Source organism: Oscillibacter sp. ER4 (assembly GCF_000765235.1).
Taxonomy (GTDB): Bacteria; Bacillota; Clostridia; order Oscillospirales; family Oscillospiraceae; genus Hominicoprocola; species Hominicoprocola fusiformis.
In genome coordinates this window covers 1-24,142 of record NZ_JPJG01000042.1, presented here as the reverse complement: position 1 = coordinate 24,142, position 24,142 = coordinate 1, and the positions used below count along the sequence as shown (strand labels likewise).

The following is a 24,142-nucleotide window of genomic DNA, read 5'->3' as shown; positions in this document are numbered from 1 at the left end:
CGCCTGCAATTCACAGACAGCAAGCCCTTTCAGCTGCTTGAACAATTTTTACTTCAGAATATTGTCTAACTTTTTGGGGTCACTTCACAGGCGGCCGCTGCCAACGCAGCGACCGCCTGTTTTCGTATATAAGGGTTAAAAGCCTCGCAGAGTTTCGAGCCCGCAGGCTCGAAATGATTTTGATCGTAAATCGCCGCGACCGGTGCGTGGCGATTTACCCCTCTCAGTCCGCAAGTGTGGAAGTTGCCCGCCAAGGCGGGCAACTTCTGCGCGCAGCGGGCTGCAATCCCCTCTCAAAAACGCGGGACTCAGTCCCGCGTTTTTGAAGTAATATAGAGCATTAAAGCTGCAACATCCGCCGGACTCACACCCGAAATCCGCCCCGCCTGCCCCAGATTCTGCGGACGAATGGCGGCGAGCTTTTCGCGCGCCTCCAGACGGAGACCGTCGATTTTCGCGTAATCGATATCCTCGGGAATGGCGCGGCGCTCCAGGCGCGCAAACTCCGCGACCTCCGCCATCTGGCGGCGGATGTAGCCCTCGTACTTGACGGCGATCTCCACGCTCTCGGCGAGTGCGGGCGGGAAGGCGCGGCAGCTCGCATCAAAATCGCGCAGGTCGTCATAGGTGAGCTGCGGGCGGCGCAGCAGCGCGATGAGGGGACTGCCGTCGCGCACCTCCGCCGTGCCGCGCGCGCTCAGAAGCGCGTTGAGCGCGTCGGACGCGCCTACGCCCGTGTGCTCGAGGCGCTTGATCTCGCGGCGCACCGCGTCGTATTTGCCCACGACCTTTTGCAGCGTTTCATCGCTGACAAGGCCAAGCTCATGGCCAATGGGCGCAAGGCGCTCGTCGGCGTTGTCCTGCCGCAGGATCAGGCGGTACTCGCTGCGGCTCGTCATCATGCGATAGGGCTCGTTCGTTCCCTTGGTCACAAGGTCGTCGATGAGTGTACCGATGTACGCCTGCTCGCGGCCCAGAATGAACGGCGTTTCGCCCTTTAATTTGCGCGCGGCGTTCACACCCGCGACGAAGCCCTGCACCGCCGCCTCCTCGTAGCCCGACGAGCCGTTGAACTGTCCCGCGCCGTACAGGCCCGAAATGTGCTTGTATTCAAGCGTCGGGTAGAGCGCGGTCGGGTCGATGCAGTCATATTCGATGGCGTAGGCCGGACGCATGATCTCCGCGTGCTCAAGGCCCTTGACCGAGTGCAGCATTTCAATCTGCACCTCCTCGGGCATGGAAGAGGAAAAGCCCTGAATGTAGAGTTCTTCTGTATCGAGGCCCATGGGCTCGATGAAGAGCTGATGGCGGGGCTTGTCGGGAAAGCGGACGATCTTTGTCTCGATACTCGGGCAGTAGCGCGGACCGACGCCCTCGATGATGCCGGAGTAGATGGGACTGCGATCCAGATTCTCGCGGATGACGCGGTGCGTCTCCTCCGTGGTGTAAGTCAGGTAGCAGACCGCCTGATTTTCGGGCGGGTGTTCCGTCGAAAACGAGAACGGCAGCGGCGTTTTGTCGCCCGTCTGCACCTCCATCTGAGAAAAATCGACGCTGCGCGCGTTCACGCGCGGCGGCGTGCCGGTCTTGAAACGGCGCAGCGGCAGTCCGAGCTTTTTGAGCGCGTCCGCCAGCGTGAGCGAGGCGTGCATCCCGTCGGGGCCGCTCTCGCGCACGCATTCGCCGACGATGGTGCGGCCATCCAAAAATGTGCCCGAGCAGAGGATGACAGCCCTGACCGCGTAAACGCCGCCTGTCTCGGTCACAACGGCGGACACGTGACCGTCGGTGACGCGTAAGTCGACGATCTCCGCCTGCCGCAGCAGCAGATTTTCCTGCGTTTCGAGCGTGTGCTTCATCACGCTCTGATAGCGCCGCCGGTCGGCCTGCGCGCGCAGCGACCAGACCGCGGGGCCCTTGCCGCGGTTGAGCATGCGGTACTGGATGCAGGCTTTATCCGCGGCCTTTGCCATCTCGCCGCCGAGGGCGTCGAGCTCGCGCACGAGATGGCCCTTGCCCGTGCCGCCAATGGCGGGGTTGCAGGGCATGTTGCCCACCGCGTCTAAGTTGATGGTAAAGCACACCGTTTTCATGCCGAGGCGCGCACAGGCAAGAGATGCCTCGATGCCCGCGTGGCCCGCGCCGATGACGGCGACATCGTAGCTTCCGGCAGAAAATTCACGCATAGCCTCAGCCCCTTTCCAGTGTGATGACCGCCATCTGCGGCCTGTTCAGAATGCGCGGGATGACGCGCGGCGAGTTTCCGAGCCCGCGGTTGACGAACACCATCGCGCCCTCGCAATTTTCGTCCGTGCAGTGATAAAAGCCGCTCGTGAACGAGGGGAAAAGCGTCAGCGTCGTGTCGATCAGACCGTCGGTAAACGGCAGGCGCCAGATGCCGCCATGCGCGTGGCCCGAGAACGTCAGATCCGCGCCGAGGCGGCAGTAGTAGCCGTTAAAATTGTTGTTGCGGTGCGCCAGCAGCAGCCAGAACGGGTCGCCGTATTTCGCGTAGACCTCCTGCGCGAGCTCCTGCGGTGTCTCCTGATCGGCGTAGCCGTTCGGGTCGTCGATGCCCGCGAGGACGATACTGTCGCCGTTTCGCAGCAGCGGTACGAATTCGTTCGAGAGCACCGTCACGCCGCTCTCCCGCAGCGTGCGCTTGATCTCCTCCACGACCTTTGTGCCGTGACCCCACTCGTGGTTGCCCGTGACGTAATACGTCGGTGCGATGGCCGAGAGCGCCGCGCCGACCTCGCCGGCGTAGATGGTCGGGTTTTCGGTCTTGCGGTCGACTAAGTCGCCCGTCACGAAGATATACTCCGGCTGCGCGGCCTTGACCGCGCGATATAAGCGCTCGTTATCCTTGCCGAAGTATTTTCCGTGCAGGTCGCTTAAGTGCACGATGCGGCAGCCGTCAAAGCCCGCAGGCAGCGCGCCTGAGGTGAATGTCGCCTCGTCGGTCTCGATGCTGCTGTTGCCCCAGTAGAGGTAAATGCCGAACAGCACGATCAAAATGAGTAGGTTGCGCCAGAAATGATGTTTTTTTCTTTGTCTCGCCATGGGAACTCCAATCTATAAGGAGGCTATAAGCCAAAAAGTCTCGCAGAGTTGCGTGCCGCGCACGGCACGCAATCAATTCAAATCCGTTTTCTGCCGCGACACGTGCGTGGCAGAAAACACTTTGCGCGGAGCGCGTGTCGCAGCCGCCCTGCGGGTGGCAAGGCACGAAGCGCAGCGAATTCTCCTCGAAAAAGCGGCATGCCGCTTTTTCGACAATAGTAAGGGGCGGCTTTTGCCGCCCCTTATTGTAGCACACTGTCCTGCCTTGAAACAAGAAATTTTATTCCGCGCTCTTGAGGCTCTCGACCATGTCGATCTTCTTCATCTTAAAGTGCGCAAGCACGTTGACAAGCAGCGAGAACAGCGCCGTCAGGATCGCCGCGTACACGTAGGCCGACGGCGCGGTCTGACGTCCGAACATCATCAAATCGATCTCCGTTGAGCGCACGAGGTAAATGTGCAGCCAGTGGCCCATGAAGCAGCCGAGCAGGATGCCGAACACCGTGAGCACGATGTTTTCGCGATACACATAGGCCGAGACCTCACCGTCGTAAAAGCCCAGCAGCTTGATGGTGGCAAGCTCGCGCTGGCGCTCAGTGATGTTGATGTTCGAAAGGTTAAAGAGCACGACCATCGCCAGCGCCGCCGCTGCCAGAATGATGATGACCACAACGAAGTCCACGCGCTCCATGCTGTGCATGTAGGTATCCTGCGTGTCGCGCATGCGCGAGGTCGTCGCCACGCCGCTCATGTCGAGCAGCTTTTCAAAAATGGCGTTGCAGGTGTCGGTATCGTCGCTCGTGAAGTTCAGAAGGTAGGCGTTCGGCTCGCCGTCGGCGTGGAGCGCATTTTCATAGTAGCCGGGCGTCATATAGATGAAGTGGCCCGTATAGTGCTCGTAGATGCCCGCAACCGTCACATCGCCGCGCACGTCGCCGTCGAGGAAGAAGGTGTCGCCCACCGAGACCTTCAAAAGCTCGGAGAGCTTCTGGTCGATGTATACGCCCTCATCGCCCATTGTGATGGGATCTCCGCTCTTGTAGTCGAAAAGGTCCACGACCTTGCCGATCTCGTCGGAGGCCATCACCTCGACATAGGCGGTGGTTGAATAGGAGGGGGTGACCACCGTGGCGGACGAAGCCGCACAGGGGATGTAGTTCACAACGCGGGAGTCGCCTGCAAGGAAGTCCTCCACCGCCGCGCGCTCCTCGGGCAGGGCGTTGTCGGCAAGCGTCACCTGTGCCGAGTAGTGGAACAGCTCGTCATACTGGCGCGACATCGTGAAAAGAAGCGATGAGCGCATGCCAAAGCCCGCGATGATGAGCGCCGTGCAGCCGCCGATGCCGATGACCGTCATCCAGAAGCGCTTCTGATAGCGGAAGAGGTTGCGCGCCGTGACCTTGTGGATGAACGACATGCGCTTCCACAGGGGCTTGATATACTCAAGGAACACGCGCTTGCCCGCCTTCGGCGTGCGGGGGCGCATCAGGCTCGCGGGCGTTTCGCGCAGCGTGGCAAGGCAGGCCCAGAGCGTCGCGACTGTTGTGCAGGCGACCGCCGCAAGCACGGAAAAGAGCGAAATATCCGTGTAGGCGTGCAGCTCGATATCCGGCATCTGATACATGATCTGATAGGCCGTGAAGATCATCTTCGGGAACAGGATATAGCCGATGACAAGGCCCAAAACGCCGCCGACAAGGCTCGGCAGCAGCCCGTAGCCGATGTACTTCCGTGAGATCGAAAGGCGGCTGTAACCGAGCGCCTTGAGCGCGCCGATCTGCACGCGCTGTTCTTCGACCATGCGCGTCATCGTCGTCAGGCACACGAGCGCCGCGACGAGGAAGAAGATGATCGGCAGCACGCTCGCGAGGTTCGCCATACGGTCGGCGTCCTGGCCGAAGCCCGTGTAGCCGGGGTTGTAGCTGCGGCTGAAGATGTACCATTCGCAGCTGTCGATATCCGCGACCTTGCGGCGCGCGTCGGTGATCTTTTCCTGCGCGTCGGCGATCTTCTCGTCGGCCTCCGCCTTGCCGTCCGCGTATTCACGAAGGCCCTTGCGGTAGTCGCGCTCGCCGTCCGTCAGTTCGGTGTAGGCATCCGAGAGCTCCTTGACGCCGTCGGCGTACTGCGCTTCGCCGTCGTAGTAGTCCTTCCAGCCGTCGTCGAGCTTTTTGCGCGCGTCAGAAAGCTCCTTCTTCGCGTCCGCAAGCTGCGCGGGCGCGTCGTTGAGCTGCGTTTTTGCGTCGTTTAGCTGCTTTTTGGCGTCAAGCAGCTCTTTTCTGCCCGCGTCGAGCTCGGCCGCGCCGCTGTAATACTCGCTCCAGCCATTGTCCAGTTCCCGCTTGTTTGCGGCGATGCTGCTCGCGCTGACGCTTTGCAGCTGGGCAAGCTGATGCTCCATCTGCGCCTTCTGCGTCTGCGCGGTGGCAATGCCGGCTTCGAGCTTTTGCTTTGTGCCTTGCAGCTTCGCAAGCTGCGCCTGGTACGCCGCGAGTTCCTCTTCCGACATTTCCTCGGTGGGCTTCTGCTCAAGCGCTGAAAGGGTTCCATTGACCTCAGTGAGCTGTGCCTGCATCTTGTCGATCTCGTCCTGCGCCCGTGCGATGCCCGCCGAGAGCTGCGCGCGCATACCGCCCAGCGCGCCGTCCGTCGCGGCGATGGCCGCGCTGTCGCCGCGGCCGAGATCGTCGAGCAGCTTCCCCGGCCCGCCCTCGTAGGGCGAGCCCGCGTCCGCGAGCGCGTCCGTCACGGTCTTGGCCAGCGAATTGAGCTGCTGCTGGCCGCTTTCCAGTTTGCTCCTGCCTGCGGCAAGCTCTTTTTCGCCGCTCTCAAGCTCCTTGACGCCGTCCTCGTACTGGGCGAGGCCGTCTTCATACTCTGCCCTGCCCTTTTCGTACTCGTCCAGCGCGTCTTGGTACTCTTCCATGCCGTTGAGGTATTGCATCTCGCCGTCGTCGAGCTCGATTTTTGCGTCGTCCAGCTCCGCGCGCACGTCCTTGAGCTCCTGCTGGCCGTCGTAGTAATCCTTCCAGCCGTCGTCGAGCTTCCTGCGCGCGTCGCTCAGTTCTTTTTGCGCGTCGCCGAGCTTTTCGTCGGCCTCGGCCTTCGCGTCATCGAGCTCACGCTGCGCATCGTCGAGCTTTTCCGTCGCCTCGTCGACAAGATCGTCGTGCCGCAGCTGAGAGCGTGCGTCGCCGAACGGCTCGAGCTCGTCGATGACGGCGTCGATATAGTCGTCATAGTCGCTGTAAAACGCGGTCATCTCCGCCGCGCCGGAGACGCGCACATAGGCCGCCGTGTAGTAGTCGAGCGTGAACGCCTCGCGCGGCAGGTACAGATACGCCTTGACCGTGCCGCTGCCGAGTGTCGACGTGCCGCGCTCCACCGCAAGGTACACCGGCGAGCGCACCGTGCCGACGACCGTATATGTATTTTGGGACAGCGCGTCGGAGAGATCGTCCCCCGGCGTCAGGGTGATGCGATCTCCAAGCGCGATGTTCATCAGCGAGAGCATGTTTTCCTCCACCACGCACTCGTCCGCGCGCTCGGGCATGCGCCCGTCGCGCAGCAGCACCTCGTTGATGCCGCGGCCCGTGAGGGAGAGAACCTTGACCACCGCGTCGAGTGAATCGGACGAGGCGAACGCGTCGATGACGTACTCGCCCTCGGCGTCCTCGACCTTGTCCTGCGCGCGCAGCGCGGCAATATCCTCATCGGTCAGACCGAGCGTCGAGAGCACCTGAATGTCCGCCAGATGCAGCGAATCGAGATAGTCGTCACCGGTCTTCTTCATGTCCGGCGCGGTCGCCTTGAGACCGGAGAGAAACGCGACCGATAGCGCGACCAGGATCATAATGGAGAAAAAGCGGCTGCGCGTGTGCTGGATCTCGCGCCAGAAGTCCTTCTGCATGGCGTTTTTCATCGCGCCGCCCCCTTTCGTTCTGATTTCTTCGTTACCATTCGATCAGTTCCACGCTGGTCGGATGCTCATTGCACTGCATATTCTCCACCGTGCCGTTTTTGATGTGGATGACGCGGTCGGCCATCGGTGTGATGGCGCTGTTGTGCGTGATGACCACGACCGTCACGCCCTTTTGCCGGCAGGTGTCCTGCAAGAGCTTGAGGATCTGCTTGCCAGTCACATAGTCGAGCGCGCCGGTCGGCTCGTCGCAGAGCAGGAGCTTCGGATTTTTCGCCAGCGCGCGGGCGATGGCGACGCGCTGCTGCTCGCCGCCGGAGAGCTGACCGGGGAAGTTGTTCGCGCGCGCGGACAGGCCGACTTCGTTCAAGACCGTCGCTGCGTCGAGCGGGTCTTTACAGATCTGCGCCGCGAGCTCGACGTTTTCAAGCGCCGTCAGGTTGCCGACGAGGTTATAGAACTGGAAGACAAAGCCGATGTCGTGGCGGCGATACGTCGTGAGCTGGCGGGCGTTGAAGCCGCTCACGCGCGTCCCGTCGACCGTGATGGTGCCGCCCGAGCAGGCGTCCATGCCGCCGAGCATATTCAAAACCGTCGTCTTGCCCGCGCCCGAGGGGCCGACGATGACGCAGAATTCACCCTTTTCGATCGTAAAGCTGATGTGGTCCACCGCGCGAATTTCGATCTCTCCGCTGTGGTAGACCTTGGAAACATCCTCAAATGTGACGAAAGCCGCCATAGTCCGACTCCTCCGCTTCAAATATCATTTCTATTTTATTATAAGTGGAGAATAACGGAAATGCAAGTGTAGATATAGCAGCTTGCATGAAAAAGTCGCTAATTTTTTGGGCAAAACCATGAGAGCTGACGATTGAAATTTGCCTTTTCCGCGCTTATAATACAAACTGAAGTAAATGAAGGAAAGGAGCGTGGAAACGAATATGTTTGAGAACTTCATCAAGCAGGATGTTGACGACATGATCTTCGGCAGCACCAAGCAGATCATCAGCGAGCGCTGAGATCCGTTGTATCGACCACGCGAAAGCGTGGCTTTTTTGTTTTTATCGCCGGAAAGGCGAAAAAGGGCCGCTTCCACGGGAATTTTCGTCCCGAGAGGCGGATTTTTCTTGCCTTTGCACGGTGTGTGTGATATACTTTTTCGGCTAATGAAGGATAAAAGTAAGGAGAGAGAACGCCATGGCTGTGATCGAATACGATTCCTACAAGCAGAAGCTGCTTGCGATGGACGAAACATTTGAAAACCTCTTCAAGGCGCTGGAGATCGAGCAGGCCCGCCAGGAGCTGAACCGCCTCGAGCTCGAGGCGCACGAGGACGGCTTCTGGAACGATCTGGAGCGCTCGCAGAAAAACCAGATGCGCTCCAAGCAGCTGCACAATAAAATTCACCGCTACGAAAAGCTCGTTTCCACGCGCGACGATCTGCTCGCGCTGATCGACATGGGAACGGAGATGGACGACGCGAGCTTGCTGCCAGAGCTCGAAGAGGGCTACAGTAAGCTCGAAGCCGATGTGGAGCAGGCGCGACTCACGACGCTCCTTTCCGGCGAATACGACAACTGCAACGCGATTTTGACGTTCCACGCCGGCGCGGGCGGCACCGAGGCGCAGGACTGGGCGCAGATGCTCTACCGCATGTATATGCAGTGGGCGAACAAGCACGGCTTTGAATTCGAGATGCTCGACTATCTCGACGGCGACGAGGCCGGCCTCAAGAGCGCGACGGTCATGGTCAAGGGTGAGAACGCCTACGGCTATCTGAAGGGCGAAAACGGCGTGCACCGCTTGGTGCGCGTTTCCCCGTTCGACGCGAACGCCCGCCGCCAGACGAGCTTTGCAGCCCTCGAGGTCATGCCTGAGCTGCCCGACGATATCGAGGTCGAAATTCGTCCCGAGGATATTGAAATGCAGGTCTACCGCGCGTCCGGCGCCGGCGGCCAGCACGTCAACAAGACGAGCTCTGCCGTTCGACTCATCCACAAGCCCACGGGCATCGTCACCGCCTGCCAGACGCAGCGCTCGCAGTTCCAGAACCGCGACTACGCCATGCAGATGCTCAAATCCAAGCTCATGGAACTCAAAATTCAGCAGCACGCGGAGAAGATCTCCGACATCAAGGGCGTGCAGCTCAAGATCGAATGGGGCAGCCAGATCCGCTCCTACGTCTTCATGCCCTATCAGCTCGTCAAGGACACGCGCACCGACTACGAGACCGGTAACATCCAGTCCGTCATGGACGGCGACCTCGACGGCTTCATCAACGCGTATCTCACCAAGTCTGCGAACGGGGAGCTGAAAAAATAATTCAAAAATGTGCGAAGCACATTTTTGAGAGGGGCTTGCAGAGTGCTGCGCGCACTCGCGTTGCTCGCACACTTGCACTCTGTAAAGTATTTTTTGTCACGCACAGGTCGCGACAAAAAATGATCAAACTTTGATTCCGGCGCTGCGGCGCCGGAATTTTATATGTAGGAACGAAAAAGTTAAGCAGGGAGGAAACATGGAAGAAAATACCAGAGAAAACAAGATGGGCACGATGCCCATCGGCAAGCTGCTGGCCAACATGGCGGGGCCCGTGATGATATCGATGCTCTTTCAGGCGCTCTACAACATTGTCGACAGCGTGTTCGTCGCGCGGCTCAGTCAGGACGCAATGAACGCCGTATCGCTCGCTTTCCCGCTGCAAACGCTGTGCATCGCGTTCGCCGTGGGCACGGGCGTCGGTATGAACGCGCTGCTCGCGCGTTCGCTGGGTGAAAAGAACATGCAGGCGGTCGACCGCGCCGCGGGCACGGGACTTTTCCTGACGCTCTGCACCGCCGCCGTCTTTGCTGTCCTCGGCTTTTCGCTCGCCACGCCGTTTTTCCGCTTTCAGACGGAGAATGCGCAGATCATCGCCTACGGCCGTGATTATGTGATGATCTGCATCGGCGGCTCGCTCGGACTGTTCCTGCAGATTTACGGCGAGCGCCTGCTCCAGTCCACGGGGCGGACGGACCTTTCGATGATCTCGCAGATCGCGGGCGCGGTGTGCAACATCGTGCTCGACCCGATTTTGATTTTCGGCCTTCTGGGCTTTCCCCGCATGGAGGTCGCGGGCGCGGCGGTCGCCACGATCGTCGGCCAGTTCGTCGGCGCGGGCCTCGGCCTTTTCCTGAACCTCAAGAAAAATCCCGAGGTGCAGATCCACCTCAAGGACATCCGTCCCCACCGCGCGACGGTGGCGGACATCTACGCCATCGGCATTCCGTCGATCATCATGCAGTCCATCGGCTCGGTGATGACGTTCGGCATGAACAAAATTCTCATCTCGTTCACCGAGGCGGCGACCGCGGTGTTCGGTGCTTACTTCAAGCTCCAGAGCTTCATCTTCATGCCGTGCTTCGGCCTCAACAACGCGATGGTGCCCATCGTGTCGTACAACTTCGGCGCGCAGAAATTCGACCGCGTGCGTAAGACCGTCCGCCTGACAGTCTTCACGGCCATCGGCATTATGTGCGTCGGCTGCGCGCTCTTCGAGCTCATCCCCGAAACGCTGCTGGGGATGTTCTCGCCGACGGACGAAATGCTCTCCATCGGCAGGGTCGCTCTGCGCATCATCGGCGTACATTTCCCGCTCGCGGGCTTCAGCATCATCGCGGGCAGCGCGTGTCAGGCGCTCGGCAAGCCCATCTACGCGCTCATAAATTCCGTCTGCCGCCAGATCGTAGTGCTGCTGCCGGCGGCGTATCTGCTCTCGCTCACGGGGCGGCTCGAGCTTGTGTGGCTTGCCTTCCCGATCGCGGAAGTCGTGAGCGTCATCCTGAACGCCACGTTCCTGCGGCTCACGTACCGCGCCTCGCTCGAGAGAAAATAATTTTGCCTGCGCGCAGACGCAGATCGGGGAGAGTCTCTTATTATAGAAGAGGCTCTCCCCTTTTATAGACGTTCCACACGGCGGTTCGAATTTTTTCTTTTGACAGACCGCACAGACGCGGGTAAAATACATTTGATAAGCTACGCTTGATAAATTGTTTTCGCAGGAGAACCTATGAAAAGACAACTTGCAGCGCTGCTGCTGACGATTTTTGCCCTGTCCCTCACTGCCTGCGGCGAAACGGCTGCCGAGAGCGAGACGCGCACGGTGTACGCGATGGACACGGTGATGAACCTGACGGTTTACGGCGAGAACGCCGCTGCCGCGCTGGAGAGCGCGGAAAAGGAACTGCACACGTTGGACGAAGCCGTCCTCTCGCGCACGGCGGAGGGCAGTGAGCTCTATGCGCTCAACGCATCGAACGGTGAGACGGTCGAATGCGGCGCGGATGATATCTTACCCGCGCTGATCGAAACGGCGCTCGCCATCTCGGAGGCGACGGACGGCGCGTTTGACCCGACGCTTGCCCCCGTGCTCGACGCCTGGGGCTTTACGAAGGACTTACGCCGCGTGCCGTCCGCGGATGAGCTGGCGGCGCTGCTCGCCCATACGGGGCGGGATAAGGTCGCGCTTGAAGAGACGGCGGACGGCTATTCGGTCGCGCTGTCAGACGGCGCGCAGCTTGACCTCGGCGGCATCGCCAAGGGCTACGCGGCGGATCTTCTGCGCGCGCAGCTTGAAAAAGAGGGCGTCACCTCGGCGACGCTCGACCTCGGCGGCGATGTGTTCGTCATGGGGAAAAAGAGCGACGGCAGCGACTGGCGCATCGCCGTCAAGGACCCCGGCGATACGGAAAGCTATCTTGGCATCGTGTCCGCGTCGGATGCGTTCATCGTGACCTCCGGCGTGTACGAGCGCTATTTTGAGGAAAACGGCGTGCGCTACCATCACATTCTCGACCCCAAGACCGGCAGCCCTGCGGAAAGCGGGCTCGTCAGCGTCACGGTCATGTGCAAAAACGGCGCATGGGCGGACGCGCTTTCGACGGCGTGCTTCGTCCTCGGCGCGGACGGCGCGCTCGCGCTGCGCGACGACCTTGCCGCGCAGGGGACGAATTTCGAGCTTATTTTCGTCACCGACGACGGGCGCGTGCTCTATACCGGCGGTCTTGCCGCCGCCTTTACACCAAACGAGGAAAGCGGGTACACCTATGAATCGCTCGCCTAAGCTCAAGCCGACGCTCTGGGATGCGCTCGTGGTGCTCGCGGTGCTGGCGCTGGCGGGACTTCTTGCTGCGCGCCCGCTTTTCGCCGCGAAGACGGCGGGCGAGCTGACGGTCAGCGTCAGCATTGACGGCGAGACCGTTGAGCGCTGCGCGCTCAGCAGCTACGAGGGCGGCGTTTACGAAAGCCGCGGCTACACGCTTACCGTGGAAGAAACGGACGGCGCGGTGTACGTCGCTTCGAGCGACTGCCCGAATCAGGACTGCGTGCACTCGGGCGCGATCTCGCGCGTGGGGCAGAGCATCGTCTGCCTTCCCGCCCGCGTGGCGGTCACGCTGGAGGGCGCGGCGTCCGACTATGACCTGATCGCGGGGTGAGCGCATGAAGATCAAAACAAGAGAGCTGACGCTCTGCGCGGTGCTCGCAGCGCTTGCGCTCGCGCTGTCCTACATGGAGTCGTTTTTTCCGCTGGCGCTCATTGTGCCGCTGCCGGGCGTGAAGCTCGGGCTTGCCAATATCGTCACGCTCTATGCGCTCTACGCCCTCGGCTTTCCGAGTGCGCTCTCCATATTGCTCGTGCGCTGCACGCTCGGCGCGCTGTTCGCGGGCAACGCCTCGGCGCTTTTATTCTCGCTGCTCGGCGCCCTGTCGGCGCTTTTGGTGATGGCGCTTTTGAGCGGGGCGAAAAAGCTCAGCATTTTCGGCGTCTCGATCGCGGGCGCGGCGGCGCACAACATAGGCCAGGTCTGCGCCGCGATGCTGACGCTCGGCTCAGGCGCGCCGCTCTATTATCTGCCGTTTCTGCTGCTGGTGTCGCTCTTCACGGGCGCGCTCAGCGGCCTCATTACGGCGTGTCTGTTCCGCGCGATGGCGCACACGCCCTACGGGATGAAGGGAGAGAATCACCATGGATAAAAAGGACGAGATCATCCTCCAGCAGCTCGACGTCATCCGCACGATGACGCAGAACAGTCTCAATCGCATGGGCAGCGACTTCTGGGGTGCGCCGCCGGTGCAGGACACGCCGAAATCTACCGCGCCCGAAAAGGGCGCGAAGCCCGAGAAGACCGCCGCCTCCACCGGTGCGGACGAGAAGAAAGAGGAGGAAGCGCCGCTTCCCCCGCCGGAGAAGATCGAGGATCTCAAGGCGGAGCTGGACGGCTATGTCGGCCTCGGCGAGGTCAAGCGCGAGGTGAATAACCTCATCAACATGGCGACCGTCTTCAAGCGGCGCGAGGAGATGGGGCTTCCCAACGCGGACTTTTCGCTCCACATGGTCTTTACCGGCAATCCCGGCACGGGCAAGACGATGATCGCGCGCCTGATGGCGCGCATCTATCGCTCGCTCGGCATACTCTCGAAGGGGCAACTTGTCGAGGTCGACCGCAGCGGGCTCGTCGCGGGCTACGTCGGTCAGACGGCCATCAAGACGAGCAAGGTCATCGAAAAGGCGCTCGGCGGCGTGCTGTTTATCGACGAGGCCTACGCACTCAACGGCAAGGGCGACAACGACTTCGGTCAGGAGGCCATCGACACGCTGCTCAAGGCGATGGAGGATCACCGCGACGATCTCGTCGTGATCGTCGCGGGCTACGATGGCTTGATGGAAAAGTTCATCCAATCGAACCCCGGCCTTGAGTCCCGCTTCAACCGCTACCTGCACTTTGACGACTACACGCTCGACGAGATGCTCGAGATTTTCAAAATGCAGTGCCGCAAGTCGCAGTACACCCTCTCTCCCGACGCCGAGCAGGACGTCAAGGACTTCATCTACGATGAGAACGCCGACGGTGTGACGTTCGGCAACGCGCGCGGCGTGCGCAACCTCTTCGAGCAGATCTTGACCGCGCAGGCCAACCGCCTCGCGAAGATGGAGAGCTTTACAAAGGATGATTTGATGACCCTCACCCGCGACGACGTTCTCCACGCCCGCGGCATGGAAGACGACACGACCGTCGCCGAGCTCGAAGCAAAAGCAGCAGAGACCAAGGAAAAAGAAACGCCCTCCGGCGCAGAAGCACCGAAGGACGAAAAAGATTAAAAAGCCTCGCAGAGTTTGCGCCGCGCACGGCGCAAATAATCTTAATCATAAATCGCCGCGACAGAAGGTGAATTGCCGCAGAGCGGCAAGAGAAGCCGCCCTGGGGCGTGTGCGTGGCGATTTATTCTTCTCGCTTCGCGCGTGTCGCAGCCGCCTTGCGGGCGGCAAGGCACGAAGCGAAGTGCAGCTCTTCAAATAAAAAGGAAAGGGATGCTCTGCATCCCTTTCCTTTTTATTTGTCGATGTTGGCCATGTGCTCCACCAGACGCACGACCATGTTGGAGTAACCCCACTCATTGTCGTACCAGGAGATTAGCTTGACGAAGTTGTCGTCGAGCATGATGCCGGCAGTCTCGTCGAAGACGCTCGGGTGCGGGTTGCCGACGAGGTCCTGCGAGACGATCTGGTCGCGCGTGTAGGCGAGGATGCCCTTGAGGGAGCCTTCGCTCGCGGCGTGGATGGCGTCGCAGATCTCGGCATAGGTGGCGGGCTTTTTGAGGCGCGCGGTCAGGTCGACGACGGAGACGTCCGCCGTGGGCACGCGGAAGCTCATGCCGGTCATCTTGCCCTTGAGCTCGGGGATGACCTTGCCGACGGCCTTGGCAGCACCCGTGGAGGACGCAATGATGTTGTTGAAGACCGAGCGGCCCGTGCGCCAGTCGCTGCCGCCGCGGCCGTCGACCGTCTTCTGCTTGGACGTGGAGGCGTGGATCGTGGACATGAGCGCCTGTTCGATGCCGAATGTGTCGTTGATGACCTTGGCAAGGGGCGCTAAGCAGTTGGTGGTGCAGGAGGCGTTGGAGACGACCTTCATATCGGGGCGCAGCAGCTCATGGTTGACGCCCATGACGAACGTGGGGGTCACATCGTCCTTGGCGGGCGCGGTCAGGATGACCTTCTTCGCGCCGCCGGCAAAGTGGGCGGAGGCCTTCTCGGTGGTGTTGTAAACGCCGGTGGACTCGACGATGTACTCCGCACCGCAGCTGGCCCAGTTGATCTGAGAAGCGTCGGACTCGCTGAAGATGTGGATCTTGTGACCGTTCAGGATGAGGTTTTCCTCATCGTGCTCGACCGTGCCGTTGAACTGGCGGAACACGGAGTCGTACTTGACGAGATAGACCATATAGTCGAGGTCTGCCTTGCGCAGGTTGATGCCGCAGATGTCAAACTGCTCCGGACGCTCAGACATAATGCGCAGCACGACACGGCCGATGCGGCCGAAGCCGTTGATGCCCACTTTGATAGCCATAATGATAATCCTCCACGAAAGTTGTGATCGTATTGTTCAGGGCTCGCGCCCCGTCATTGCAGAATCATTATATCATGGAGTATTTTTTTGTCTTCCCCTTTACAGAAAAAAGGTGACTGAACTTTCCTGTGCAAATATGTGTAAAATATCTAAAAACGGTAGAAAACATTTGTTTAACTCCGCCAAATATTCCATACATTTGAAACATTCAAAGCATCCTTTCATGCAGAAAACCGCAGTCAGAAATCCTGAAATGACAGCCATCCTGCAAAAAAGACGGCCCTCCGAAAAGAGAGCCGCCCTATCCCAATATAGATTCAGCAAAGGCGCATTTCGAGCCTCCGGCTTGAAACAGCCCGTCCCCCCAAGCGCATTTTGCGCTCCGCGCAAAACAGCTAACGCACCCCCGCCGCGCATTTTGCGCCTCCGGCGCAAAACAGCGCCAAAAATGAAAAATAGAAGCAGAGACCCTCATCACGCACCAAAAGGCGTCGCAGACTTTGCCGCCCGCAGGCGGCAAATAATCTTAATCATAAATCGCCGCGACATGCGCGTGACGATTTATTCTTCTTGCTCCGCAGTTCACCGTCGTGGCATTACGATTCCCGCGCCCTTTCGGGCGCGCCAATCGTGCCACTTCCTCGAAACCGGCTCGCTTCATCCGCCACCGGCGGCGCTTCACCGATTTCCATGCGCGTGGCGATTTATTCTTCTCACGGAGCGGAGTGTGCGCGCCTGCGGCGCGTGCGCTGCAGCGGAGCGCATCCCCCTCAAAAAAAGAGGACGGCGAAGGGCAGGTGTTCGTAAAACAGTGTTAGCCAAATAACACGAAATGAGCATCTGTCAGACGGGATTGGTCAACGAAAAAACACGCCATATTCAGCTTCAAAGGCTGAGTATGGCGTGTTTTTCTGTTTATTTGCGTTTCCGTTTCCCTTTTCCATGCGGCTGGTATGGCAGTGCCTTGCCACGCTGGTTAGTTGGGCTTTTCATGTGTTTGGACAACTTTAACACTTCGATGAGATTGATGAATTGCTCCTTGGTAATGGCGTCGTAGTCAATGCCGAATGTCGTAAGGAATATCCTTGCCTGTTTCTCAGCGTCACTGCACTCAAAGTTCATGGCATCCTGCAACTGGCTCTGAACTTCCTCTGCAATAGAGGGTGTGTCTGCCGTTGTGGTATCGTTGCTGTGTTCCTCCCGAATGTCACGGAGGATCGCCTTCAGATCGTCGGCAAGCACATGACCGAAATAGTCATCCTCCCGCACCTGGGCCAGCTCCAATGTCCGGGTGGCAAGATCGTCCTGTCCGTCCTGCTTCATCAGGGCCATCTTCCGTACTGCTTCCAGCATGGCGTTCATATCGTTGATCCGCATATCAGCGATCCTGTCCACATAGATTTCTGCGTCCAGCATCATACGCTGAAAATCTTTGTGGCAAAGCATTTCAGACAGCAGCCGGTGATTGAACTGTCCCGCCTTTAATACTTCTATGGCATCATCACTCAGATGCAGAGCGTCCAGCTCTGTGTCTGGGTGATTTTTCGTTTCTGTCATACCCAGCAGATAGTCCGTGGACACGCCGTAGAACTTCGCCAGCGTGACAATGCTGAATGGGCTGATGTCCTTGAAATCGTCTGCCTCATATTTGCCGAGGGCGGACTTGGAAAGCCCGGTCTGCTCCGCAAGCTGTTCCAGCGTCAGGCCCCGTTCCACTCGCAAATCCTTCAATCGCTCCTGTATGGTGAGTTTCACCTGCATGGCATGTCCCTCCTTCTTTCTGTCTCTAAGCGTGGAAATCCAGCCTGTTTTGCGCTCTTTTCCAACCTCTTGGATATACGGGAAAGAGCGTATTTTTTCGTTAAACTGTACCTGTAACAACACCTGAACCTTGAAAATCGAATGACTGTCCGAATGGGATATGTCCCCCGGCGAAGTATTTGCCATGACCGCAAAAGCGCGAGCATACCAACGGGGACGGGAACGCCGGGAGCGATCCTCCGGGCAGGAACGAGTTCGGGAAAAGCGGCAAAAAACCACAGCTATTTTCAAACCATGTGAAAACAGCGAAGAACCCGCTGTTTTTGTGCCGTTGCCCATATCAATCAGCGATGCACCGGGCAGCGAACACAGCACGCCGTTCCGTGTGCGTTTTCACCGAACTACAAAAAGGCAAGCAGAACAGCAAAAACGATAGGTGTCCCTTGTGAACAGGGATACACGGGCGGCAATTCCAGCGGATGGCCGTCCACAACAAAACAACGCTCTGCGGCAAATGGCTGTTGCCATCCAGCACATCCATTCTACCACAGAGCGAATCCAAAAAGGAGAAGGGATTACAAATATGAGCAGAAACAAAGCAAAAAACTGCCGCAACGAAGTGAAATCCTACATTACCCGGGAGGGCATGACCATGACGGAGGTGGTGGAGCTGCTGGCCGACGAACACGGCTGGAGCAGCAGCGTCCCCAACCTGTCCGGCAAGCTGCGGCGCGGCTCCCTGCGGTACACTGAGGCCGTGGAGCTGGCCGATGTGCTGGGCTATGATTTAGTCTGGCAGAAGCGCCGGGAGGTGAGGTAATATCGCAGGACCTGCTTACGGCTATATCCGTGTATCAAGCAAAGATCAGAACGAGGACAGGCAGCTTGTGGCTATGCGGAATAAAGTATATCGATAGCTAATATGACCCGCTTTTGTCTCAAGATAGCATAAAATAATTAACGATAAACATTAAAAATCTCTTGACAAAGCATATGTATCGGTATATACTGCAAACATAACGATAAACGTTAAATAATTTATGTTTTGCGTAGGAGGCGTTCTTATGAATTCTAAAACTCTTTCAAACTTCCACAAGTTCGGCAAAGTGGGCAAGATTGCAATGACAGTCTTAATGGTCATAGCAATCTTAGCGGCTGCAGCGAGCTGTGTAGCTACAATTTTTGTGTCTACGCTTCCAAAGAATGCGCTAACAGTTCGCGTTACCAATCATGCCGAATTCAGGATCAACGAAAAGAATTTCGATTCCCTGTGGGACATTCTTGCAGATGGTTTTTCTTGTGCGGGGGACGTAAGCCCCGAGGCAATGCTGAGCGGTGGAAATAATAAGATTATTCCTCCTGAAGATCAGGATTTCAATATGGAACTCTCATTTTTCAACCAGTCATTTTCTTCCGCCAAAATTCATTCCGAAGAAAACACAAAAGTGATCGAAGCCACGTCATCGCCTGCTGAGTACCGTTCGGCGAATTTGGTGTCAGTCCTTATCTTCGCGACTTTGTTTGCTGCTTCTGCTGCCGCAGCTCTGTTTATGCTGAAAAGACTGTTTGCGGTGCTTGCAAAGTGTGAATCTCCGTTCTGCGAAGAACTTGTGACAAAGATGAGAGCATTCGGTTTTTCTCTTCTTCCCGTTGCGCTGTTTGCCACCATTGGTGAAACGCTGTCTACCGCGTTCCTGTCTGCCGGAAGAGACACCGGGATCAGCATTCAGTGGGGCGTCTTAATTGCTTTCGCCGTAACAATGTGTTTGGTGACTGTATTCAAATACGGGGTTCAGCTCCAAAAAGAATCGGATGAAACGCTGTAAGGGGGCGGACAATGGGACATATTGTTTTAAGGCTGGACCGCGTAATGGCGGACCGGAAAATGAGCCTGAATGAGTTGTCGGAGAAAGTCGGCGTTGCAAATGTGAACCTTTCCAAGATGAAGAACGGGCATATCAGCGCCATCCGGTTTTCTACATTGGCTGCGATATGTGACGTGCTGCAATGTCAGCCGGGTGACATATTGGAATACAGCCCTGAAGAATAAAATGAACGTGGATGAAGCATATACCGATGAAAAGGGCAAACGATGACCATGGCGCCGGAGCAAATCCTCAAGGATCTCTTTGTAAGAACTGAAACATAACAAGCGGAAAAACGATAAAGCGGAAATTTCCTGTAAGGTGCCCGCCTTACAGGAAATTTATTCTGATCATCTATAATCTTACATTAAACTTGGAATAGCCCAAAAATATTCCACTTGACTTCTGAAACGAAAACGGATATGGTGCCGTCTAATAGGATGAAGCCGCTTCAAGTACCGGGGGAAACACTATGGAACAAATCGAAACAAAGAAAGCTCAACTTTCAGCCACCATGGGAGACCAGCAGATCATTCAGTTGTTCTTTCAGCGGTGTGAGGAAGCCATTACCCAGACCCAGAAGAAATATGGTGCGCTGTGCCGCAGTGTGGCCCAGCGGCTCCTGACTGACCCCAGGGACACGGAAGAGTGTGTCAGTGACACCTACCTTCGTGTCTGGAATGCCATCCCGCCGGAACGCCCCCGCTCTCTGCGGGCCTATCTGGCCCGCATCACCCGGAATCTGGCATTGGACCGTTATAACTACAATACTGCTGCCCAACGCAGTACAGCCCTCACCGACGCTTTTGAGGAATTGGAACCTTGGATCGCTACCGGGCAGGGCGATCCGGACACAGAACTGGATGCATCAGAGCTGCGCCGGGTGCTGAACGGCTTCCTGCGCCGTCAGAGCGCTGAGGCCCGCGTGTTCTTTTTGCGCCGCTACTGGTATGGAGAGAGCATCCGGGAGATCGCGGAAGAATGCTGTGTCAGCGAAGCAAAGGTTAAGACATCCTTGTTCCGCACGCGGGAACGGCTGCGCACGGAACTGGAACAAGAAAGGATCAGCCTATGAATCAAACTCGTTTTCAAAAATGGATGAACGCCGTGGACGATGATCTGCTGGAGGAAGCTCAGCAGCCTATGAAAAAGAGACGGTCCTGGCTGTACAGAGCCGGGGCGATTGCCGCCTGTCTTGCAGTAGCTGTAACTGCCATCACCCTGTCCCACCGAGGCACTGACCAACCGGGCATGATCGCAAACCCCATGCACGAATCCAGCGCAGCTGAGTTTCAGCGGCTGGGGTACTCCATCCCCCTGCCGGAAAGTGCCTCCGGCACCTCTTACTACCTGATCGACACAGGGGAAAGCGACAAGCAAATGGCCGAAGTCAATTTTGAACAGGGCGGACAGTCGTACTACTGTCGTGCCTTAAAGGCAGAGCAGCCCCAGGACATCTCCGGTATTTATGCTGACTGGACGGAGAGCCTGGACTGGAGCGGCGAAGATGTTTCCGTCCAGCTGCGCAAGTCCGAGGATGCGGCCTGGGTGGGCTGGTATGCTCCGGAGGCCGAGACGCAGTGGTGTGTTGTCGGTGGCAGCGATGCCCAGATGCTGCTGGACACTGCCCAAACCATTGTGGAGAAGCTGGGGTACGTCATGCCGCTGTATCCGATGGAAAGTGTGGAGGACGCCTTTGCCGACGGCGGATACTCTGTGGACTTCACGGCAGCGGACCTTGTCAAAACCGGGGATGGGTATTCCCTGACCGCGGAGATCTATGACTATGACCGCTATGAACTGGAAGATATTCAGGATTTGAAAGAAGGCGACCAGATCCAGGTCTGTCGGAAGCCGGTGACCGTTGAGAGCATCCGGCGGGATAACGGCACCGTCATCATCAACGGCGGCATCGAAAGCGGCGGCGTAGAGCTGATTGAGGATGACGGTCTGTACCGCACCTACGCAATGGATGACCATCCGATCTACTATGATCTGGGAACGATCACCCTGCCCGTATCCACTGACTGCACCTTTGAGGACCACGCCGACCTGGAACAGGAACCTGATGGCCTGGTTTATGAGTACGAGGACGTCCCTGCGGCTATTCAGGCCAGCGAAACGCCCTTCAACTGCTACAACACGGTCATCACTGTCCGGCAGGAGCAGGTGGTGCAGATCATCCGCTATTGGATTCCCTGATGGATCGACATATAGAATCGAGGTAACATGATATGATTCAGAAAGAAAAATACAACGCAAAAAAGATACTTGCCCTGATCCTGTCTCTCGCCTGCGTGACAGGGCTGCTGGCCGGGTGCGGCCGACAGAACACCAGTGAAGGAAAAGCTGACGGAAGCTCCTTGGAAGAACAAACATCCGACACCTGGTATGAAATTGATCAGGAAGCAGGCATTCTGACCATCCGCCTTCCCGCCGAAAAGGAAGGATTCATTTGGAACTTTACCATCGACGACACCACCCTGTTGGAACTGCTCACGCAGGAGGACAATGACGGCACCTTTGTTGCCAGCTTCCGGGCGCTGGGAGACGGCGAGACAGTTGTGTCTTTCACCTATGCCAGGGATGATGCGCTGGAGGAAATCCGGGCGCTGAATGTTACCTGCAAGGATGGAAAAGTAGCCGACGTCTCCAACGCTTCCGTTATGCCCATCAGTGGACAGGATGATCCGGAGATCACAGACCTTCGAAACAGCAACAGCATCCCCATGATTATGAAGGAACACAGCGCGGTGACCTGCGTCTCCGAGACCTGGGACGGGGAGAACAACTGGCAGAATAAGACTGTCAGTCAATTCGTCAGTTCCGATGGCCGCCTGTGGTATGACTACGAACAGTACGATGATGCTGACCAGGTCGTATACTGCGAGGCGGGATACATCAACGATGACGTTCCCGGTGCCCTGTATACCTGCGAAAAAGACGGTCTGAAAACGATGACGCTGTGCCCGGCGTCTGAGTATGAAGCCATGGTGTCTGACCGCTGGCTGGCGCGTCAGCTATATGACTATGAGACCGTGGCGGACAAGGCTGACAGCACGGAGTATGGAACCACCACCCTGACCGCCGCCAGGCAGAATGGTCTGACAGGAATCAACAGCGAGGTCATTTACTTTATCGACGATGCGACCGGCCTAATCACCGGCATGGAGGTGACGGAGCATAGTGCAGAGGACGGCAGCGTAGTCTCCGTGACCCGCAGCAATATTCTCTACGATGAACCCCGGCTCATGGAGGAGCAGGCGGCTATGAATATTCTGTTCCCGGAGGACGCCTGCTATCTGAACGTGATCATCAATCCCGGAAAAGAGAATTCCGAGGAACAGGCTTTCCATGTGGATAAGTCCACGGAGGTGGAATTTGACGCCATGGAGGGCTATCAGCTGTACTACGATTATGATTGTACCCAGCCCATGGATTGGATCGATGTGGGGCAGAATAAGCTGACTGTCTATGTCACGATAGATCCTGCGAAATAAGCATTTAAGAGATTCTTCTGTGATTGAACACAAACAGATTTCGAAAATCTAACGCCGTAAACGGCATAGGAAGATCACTATAAATCAAACACACGAGCAGTGGAATAGATGGACAATTCTTGTCACTTCGGATATTAAGCCCGCATCGGTGCAGACGACGATAAGTAGCGGTCGATTTCTCCATTGCTAATGGCGCACTTCTATACAGGGTAAACCCTGTATTGTGCGTCCTGCGGAGCGAACAGCCCGGACAATTGAAGTCTGGGCTGTTTTGCGTCACTTCGTTCCGAACAAGGGAGTGCCTCCCTTGCGCTGCTTACCCCTGACCACCAATGTGCCCTATGGCTATGTGAAAGACCCGGAGAATCCCCGCCGCTGGGTGGTTGACCCGGTGTCCGCCGATGTGGTGAAGCGTATTTTCTCTATGTGCATGGAGGGGCGGGGTCCCAAGCAGATCGCCAACCAACTGAAAGCGGACAAGGTGCTGACGCCCAGCGCATACAGAGCCTTGCAGGGAATCAAGACCCCAAACAAGAAACCGGAGGACCCCTACGACTGGCACAGCAGTACCATTGTGGCGATTCTGGAACGCCGGGAGTACACAGGCTGTACGGTGAACTTCAAGACCTATACCAACTCCATCTGGGACAAAAAGCAGCGGGAAACGCCCATTGAGAAACAGGCCATCTTTCCAAACACCCACGAGCGTATCATTGAGGATGCTGTGTTTGAGAAGGTGCAGGAAATCCGGCAGCAGCGGCACCGAATGACCCGCACAGGCCGAAGCAGCATCTTTTCCGGGCTGGTGTACTGCTCCGACTGCGGTTCCAAAATGAACTATGGCTCATCCAACAACGGCGATCCGGCACAGGACTTCTTTGATTGTTCGCTGCACCGCAAGGACAAGGAGAAGTGCAAGGGACACTTCATTCGGGTCAAGGTTTTGGAGCGTGTGGTTCTGAAACACATTCAGGCTGTGACGGGCTATATTCTGCGGCATGAGGCACATTTCCGTGCAGTGATGGAGGAACAACTCCGGCTGGAAAGCAGCGAGCAGATCCGCATCCGCAGAAAGCAGCTGGAACGAAACGAAAACCGCATCGCTGAGTTGAAACGCCTGTTTATCAGGATTTACGAGGACAACGCCAGCGGGCGGCTGAGTGATGAACGCTTCGATATGCTGAGCCTGACCTATGAAACGGAGCAGAAGCAGTTGGAGGCCGAGTGCATCACCTTGCGGCAGGAAATTGAAGTACAGGAACGACAGAACGAAAACATTGAAAAGTTCATTCAGACGGCGCACAGGTATGTGGGAATCGACGAGCTGGACGGCTACGCTCTGCGGGAGCTGGTGTCAGCTATCTATGTGGACGCGCCGGACAAATCCAGCGGAAAGCGTGTGCAGCACATCCACATCAAGTACGAAGGGCTGGGCTTCATCCCGCTGAATGAGCTGATGAAAGAGGAAACGGCGTGACCGAAGTCACGCCGCACCCCTTGAAAACTCAAGGTTTTCACCATTTTTTGAGTTTACTGTTTTACGACCACCCGGCTATGAAGTGACCCCAAAAAGTTAGACAATATTCTGAAGTAAAAATTGTTCAAGCAGCCGAAAGGGCTTGCTGTCTGTGAAGAGCAGGCGGCAAG

Annotated in this window: 19 protein-coding genes; 13 read left to right on the top strand and 6 right to left on the bottom strand. The window is 57.5% G+C overall.

Going from position 1 to position 24,142, the window contains the following annotated elements; translation table 11 throughout:
* Window positions 1–308 precede the first annotated feature (308 nt).
* From mnmG to NI20_RS0107090, 4 genes are all read right to left on the bottom strand, one after another.
* Entirely contained in the window at window positions 309–2,186 is a 1,878-nt protein-coding gene (gene mnmG / locus NI20_RS0107105; protein ID WP_033120717.1) for a tRNA uridine-5-carboxymethylaminomethyl(34) synthesis enzyme MnmG, read from the bottom strand.
* A gap of 4 nt (window positions 2,187–2,190) precedes the next feature.
* On the bottom strand, window positions 2,191–3,063 hold the full coding sequence (locus NI20_RS0107100; protein ID WP_033120716.1) for a metallophosphoesterase: 873 nt from the start codon (window positions 3,061–3,063) through the stop codon (window positions 2,191–2,193).
* Between the two features lie 280 nt (window positions 3,064–3,343).
* Window positions 3,344–6,985, bottom strand: coding sequence for an FtsX-like permease family protein (locus NI20_RS0107095; RefSeq protein WP_033120715.1), 3,642 nt, complete (start codon window positions 6,983–6,985; stop codon window positions 3,344–3,346).
* A gap of 31 nt (window positions 6,986–7,016) precedes the next feature.
* A complete protein-coding gene (locus NI20_RS0107090; RefSeq protein ID WP_033120714.1) occupies window positions 7,017–7,721 on the bottom strand; it encodes an ABC transporter ATP-binding protein in 705 nt (234 codons plus the stop codon).
* 464 nt (window positions 7,722–8,185) lie between these two features.
* Here NI20_RS0107090 and prfB point away from each other — a divergent pair, with 464 nt between their 5' ends.
* The 6 genes from prfB (at window position 8,186) to NI20_RS0107060 (ending at window position 14,120) form a co-directional block, all read left to right on the top strand.
* Window positions 8,186–9,304, top strand: coding sequence for a peptide chain release factor 2 (gene prfB / locus NI20_RS0107085; protein ID WP_033120722.1), 1,119 nt, complete (start codon window positions 8,186–8,188; stop codon window positions 9,302–9,304).
* A gap of 196 nt (window positions 9,305–9,500) precedes the next feature.
* Window positions 9,501–10,856, top strand: coding sequence for an MATE family efflux transporter (locus NI20_RS0107080; RefSeq protein ID WP_033120713.1), 1,356 nt, complete (start codon window positions 9,501–9,503; stop codon window positions 10,854–10,856).
* 174 nt (window positions 10,857–11,030) lie between these two features.
* A complete protein-coding gene (locus NI20_RS0107075) occupies window positions 11,031–12,083 on the top strand; it encodes an FAD:protein FMN transferase (protein WP_033120712.1) in 1,053 nt (350 codons plus the stop codon).
* Window positions 12,067–12,456 (top strand): NusG domain II-containing protein, encoded by a 390-nt coding sequence (locus NI20_RS0107070; protein ID WP_033120711.1) that lies wholly within the window; start codon window positions 12,067–12,069, stop codon window positions 12,454–12,456. Before NI20_RS0107075 ends, NI20_RS0107070 begins: the two co-directional genes overlap by 17 nt.
* A gap of 4 nt (window positions 12,457–12,460) precedes the next feature.
* On the top strand, window positions 12,461–12,994 hold the full coding sequence (locus NI20_RS0107065; protein ID WP_033120710.1) for a Gx transporter family protein: 534 nt from the start codon (window positions 12,461–12,463) through the stop codon (window positions 12,992–12,994).
* A complete protein-coding gene (locus NI20_RS0107060) occupies window positions 12,987–14,120 on the top strand; it encodes an AAA family ATPase (RefSeq protein ID WP_081958414.1) in 1,134 nt (377 codons plus the stop codon). Before NI20_RS0107065 ends, NI20_RS0107060 begins: the two co-directional genes overlap by 8 nt.
* Window positions 14,121–14,352: 232 nt before the next feature.
* Here the strand turns inward: NI20_RS0107060 and gap are convergent, their stop codons facing one another.
* Entirely contained in the window at window positions 14,353–15,369 is a 1,017-nt protein-coding gene (gene gap, locus NI20_RS0107055; RefSeq protein ID WP_033120709.1) for a type I glyceraldehyde-3-phosphate dehydrogenase, read from the bottom strand.
* A 915-nt stretch (window positions 15,370–16,284) separates the two neighbouring features.
* Window positions 16,285–17,505, bottom strand: coding sequence for a helix-turn-helix domain-containing protein (locus NI20_RS0107045; RefSeq protein ID WP_369699407.1), 1,221 nt, complete (start codon window positions 17,503–17,505; stop codon window positions 16,285–16,287).
* 208 nt (window positions 17,506–17,713) lie between these two features.
* On the opposite strand from NI20_RS0107045, the gene NI20_RS0107040 reads away from it, so the two are divergent.
* The 7 genes from NI20_RS0107040 to NI20_RS0107010 all read left to right on the top strand — a co-directional run bounded on the left by NI20_RS0107040 (window position 17,714) and on the right by NI20_RS0107010 (window position 23,972).
* The gene (locus tag NI20_RS0107040) at window positions 17,714–17,950 is read left to right on the top strand and encodes a hypothetical protein (protein WP_033120706.1); all 237 of its coding nucleotides are present in this window, start codon (window positions 17,714–17,716) and stop codon (window positions 17,948–17,950) included.
* A gap of 244 nt (window positions 17,951–18,194) precedes the next feature.
* The gene (locus tag NI20_RS0107035) at window positions 18,195–18,956 is read left to right on the top strand and encodes a DUF2975 domain-containing protein (protein WP_033120705.1); all 762 of its coding nucleotides are present in this window, start codon (window positions 18,195–18,197) and stop codon (window positions 18,954–18,956) included.
* Between the two features lie 11 nt (window positions 18,957–18,967).
* Window positions 18,968–19,180 (top strand): helix-turn-helix transcriptional regulator, encoded by a 213-nt coding sequence (locus NI20_RS0107030; protein WP_033120704.1) that lies wholly within the window; start codon window positions 18,968–18,970, stop codon window positions 19,178–19,180.
* A 287-nt stretch (window positions 19,181–19,467) separates the two neighbouring features.
* Window positions 19,468–20,070 carry an RNA polymerase sigma factor gene (locus NI20_RS0107025; RefSeq protein ID WP_052084494.1) on the top strand — a complete coding sequence of 201 codons (603 nt, stop codon included), beginning with the start codon at window positions 19,468–19,470 and terminating at the stop codon, window positions 20,068–20,070.
* Window positions 20,067–21,197 carry a hypothetical protein gene (locus tag NI20_RS14140; RefSeq protein ID WP_156108575.1) on the top strand — a complete coding sequence of 377 codons (1,131 nt, stop codon included), beginning with the start codon at window positions 20,067–20,069 and terminating at the stop codon, window positions 21,195–21,197. The genes NI20_RS0107025 and NI20_RS14140 overlap by 4 nt, the downstream gene beginning before the upstream one ends.
* Window positions 21,198–21,229: 32 nt before the next feature.
* Window positions 21,230–22,495: a protease inhibitor I42 family protein gene (locus NI20_RS0107015; RefSeq protein WP_033120703.1), complete on the top strand. Its 1,266-nt coding sequence runs from the start codon at window positions 21,230–21,232 to the stop codon at window positions 22,493–22,495.
* 307 nt (window positions 22,496–22,802) lie between these two features.
* Window positions 22,803–23,972, top strand: a complete 1,170-nt coding sequence (locus NI20_RS0107010) for a recombinase family protein (RefSeq protein WP_242842946.1) — start codon at window positions 22,803–22,805, stop codon at window positions 23,970–23,972.
* The last annotated feature ends 170 nt before the right edge of the window (window positions 23,973–24,142 follow it).

Bases quoted from the DNA above. Each gene is read 5' to 3' on its own strand.
- mnmG (WP_033120717.1), bottom strand. From the start codon at position 2,186: ATGCGTGAATTTTCTGCCGGAAGCTACGATGTCGCCGTCATCGGCGCG.
- NI20_RS0107100 (WP_033120716.1), bottom strand. From the start codon at position 3,063: ATGGCGAGACAAAGAAAAAAACATCATTTCTGGCGCAACCTACTCATT.
- NI20_RS0107095 (WP_033120715.1), bottom strand. From the start codon at position 6,985: ATGAAAAACGCCATGCAGAAGGACTTCTGGCGCGAGATCCAGCACACG.
- NI20_RS0107090 (WP_033120714.1), bottom strand. From the start codon at position 7,721: ATGGCGGCTTTCGTCACATTTGAGGATGTTTCCAAGGTCTACCACAGC.
- NI20_RS0107080 (WP_033120713.1), top strand. From the start codon at position 9,501: ATGGAAGAAAATACCAGAGAAAACAAGATGGGCACGATGCCCATCGGC.
- NI20_RS0107075 (WP_033120712.1), top strand. From the start codon at position 11,031: ATGAAAAGACAACTTGCAGCGCTGCTGCTGACGATTTTTGCCCTGTCC.
- NI20_RS0107070 (WP_033120711.1), top strand. From the start codon at position 12,067: ATGAATCGCTCGCCTAAGCTCAAGCCGACGCTCTGGGATGCGCTCGTG.
- NI20_RS0107065 (WP_033120710.1), top strand. From the start codon at position 12,461: ATGAAGATCAAAACAAGAGAGCTGACGCTCTGCGCGGTGCTCGCAGCG.
- NI20_RS0107060 (WP_081958414.1), top strand. From the start codon at position 12,987: ATGGATAAAAAGGACGAGATCATCCTCCAGCAGCTCGACGTCATCCGC.
- gap (WP_033120709.1), bottom strand. From the start codon at position 15,369: ATGGCTATCAAAGTGGGCATCAACGGCTTCGGCCGCATCGGCCGTGTC.
- NI20_RS0107040 (WP_033120706.1), top strand. From the start codon at position 17,714: ATGAGCAGAAACAAAGCAAAAAACTGCCGCAACGAAGTGAAATCCTAC.
- NI20_RS0107035 (WP_033120705.1), top strand. From the start codon at position 18,195: ATGAATTCTAAAACTCTTTCAAACTTCCACAAGTTCGGCAAAGTGGGC.
- NI20_RS0107030 (WP_033120704.1), top strand. From the start codon at position 18,968: ATGGGACATATTGTTTTAAGGCTGGACCGCGTAATGGCGGACCGGAAA.
- NI20_RS0107025 (WP_052084494.1), top strand. From the start codon at position 19,468: ATGGAACAAATCGAAACAAAGAAAGCTCAACTTTCAGCCACCATGGGA.
- NI20_RS14140 (WP_156108575.1), top strand. From the start codon at position 20,067: ATGAATCAAACTCGTTTTCAAAAATGGATGAACGCCGTGGACGATGAT.
- NI20_RS0107015 (WP_033120703.1), top strand. From the start codon at position 21,230: ATGATTCAGAAAGAAAAATACAACGCAAAAAAGATACTTGCCCTGATC.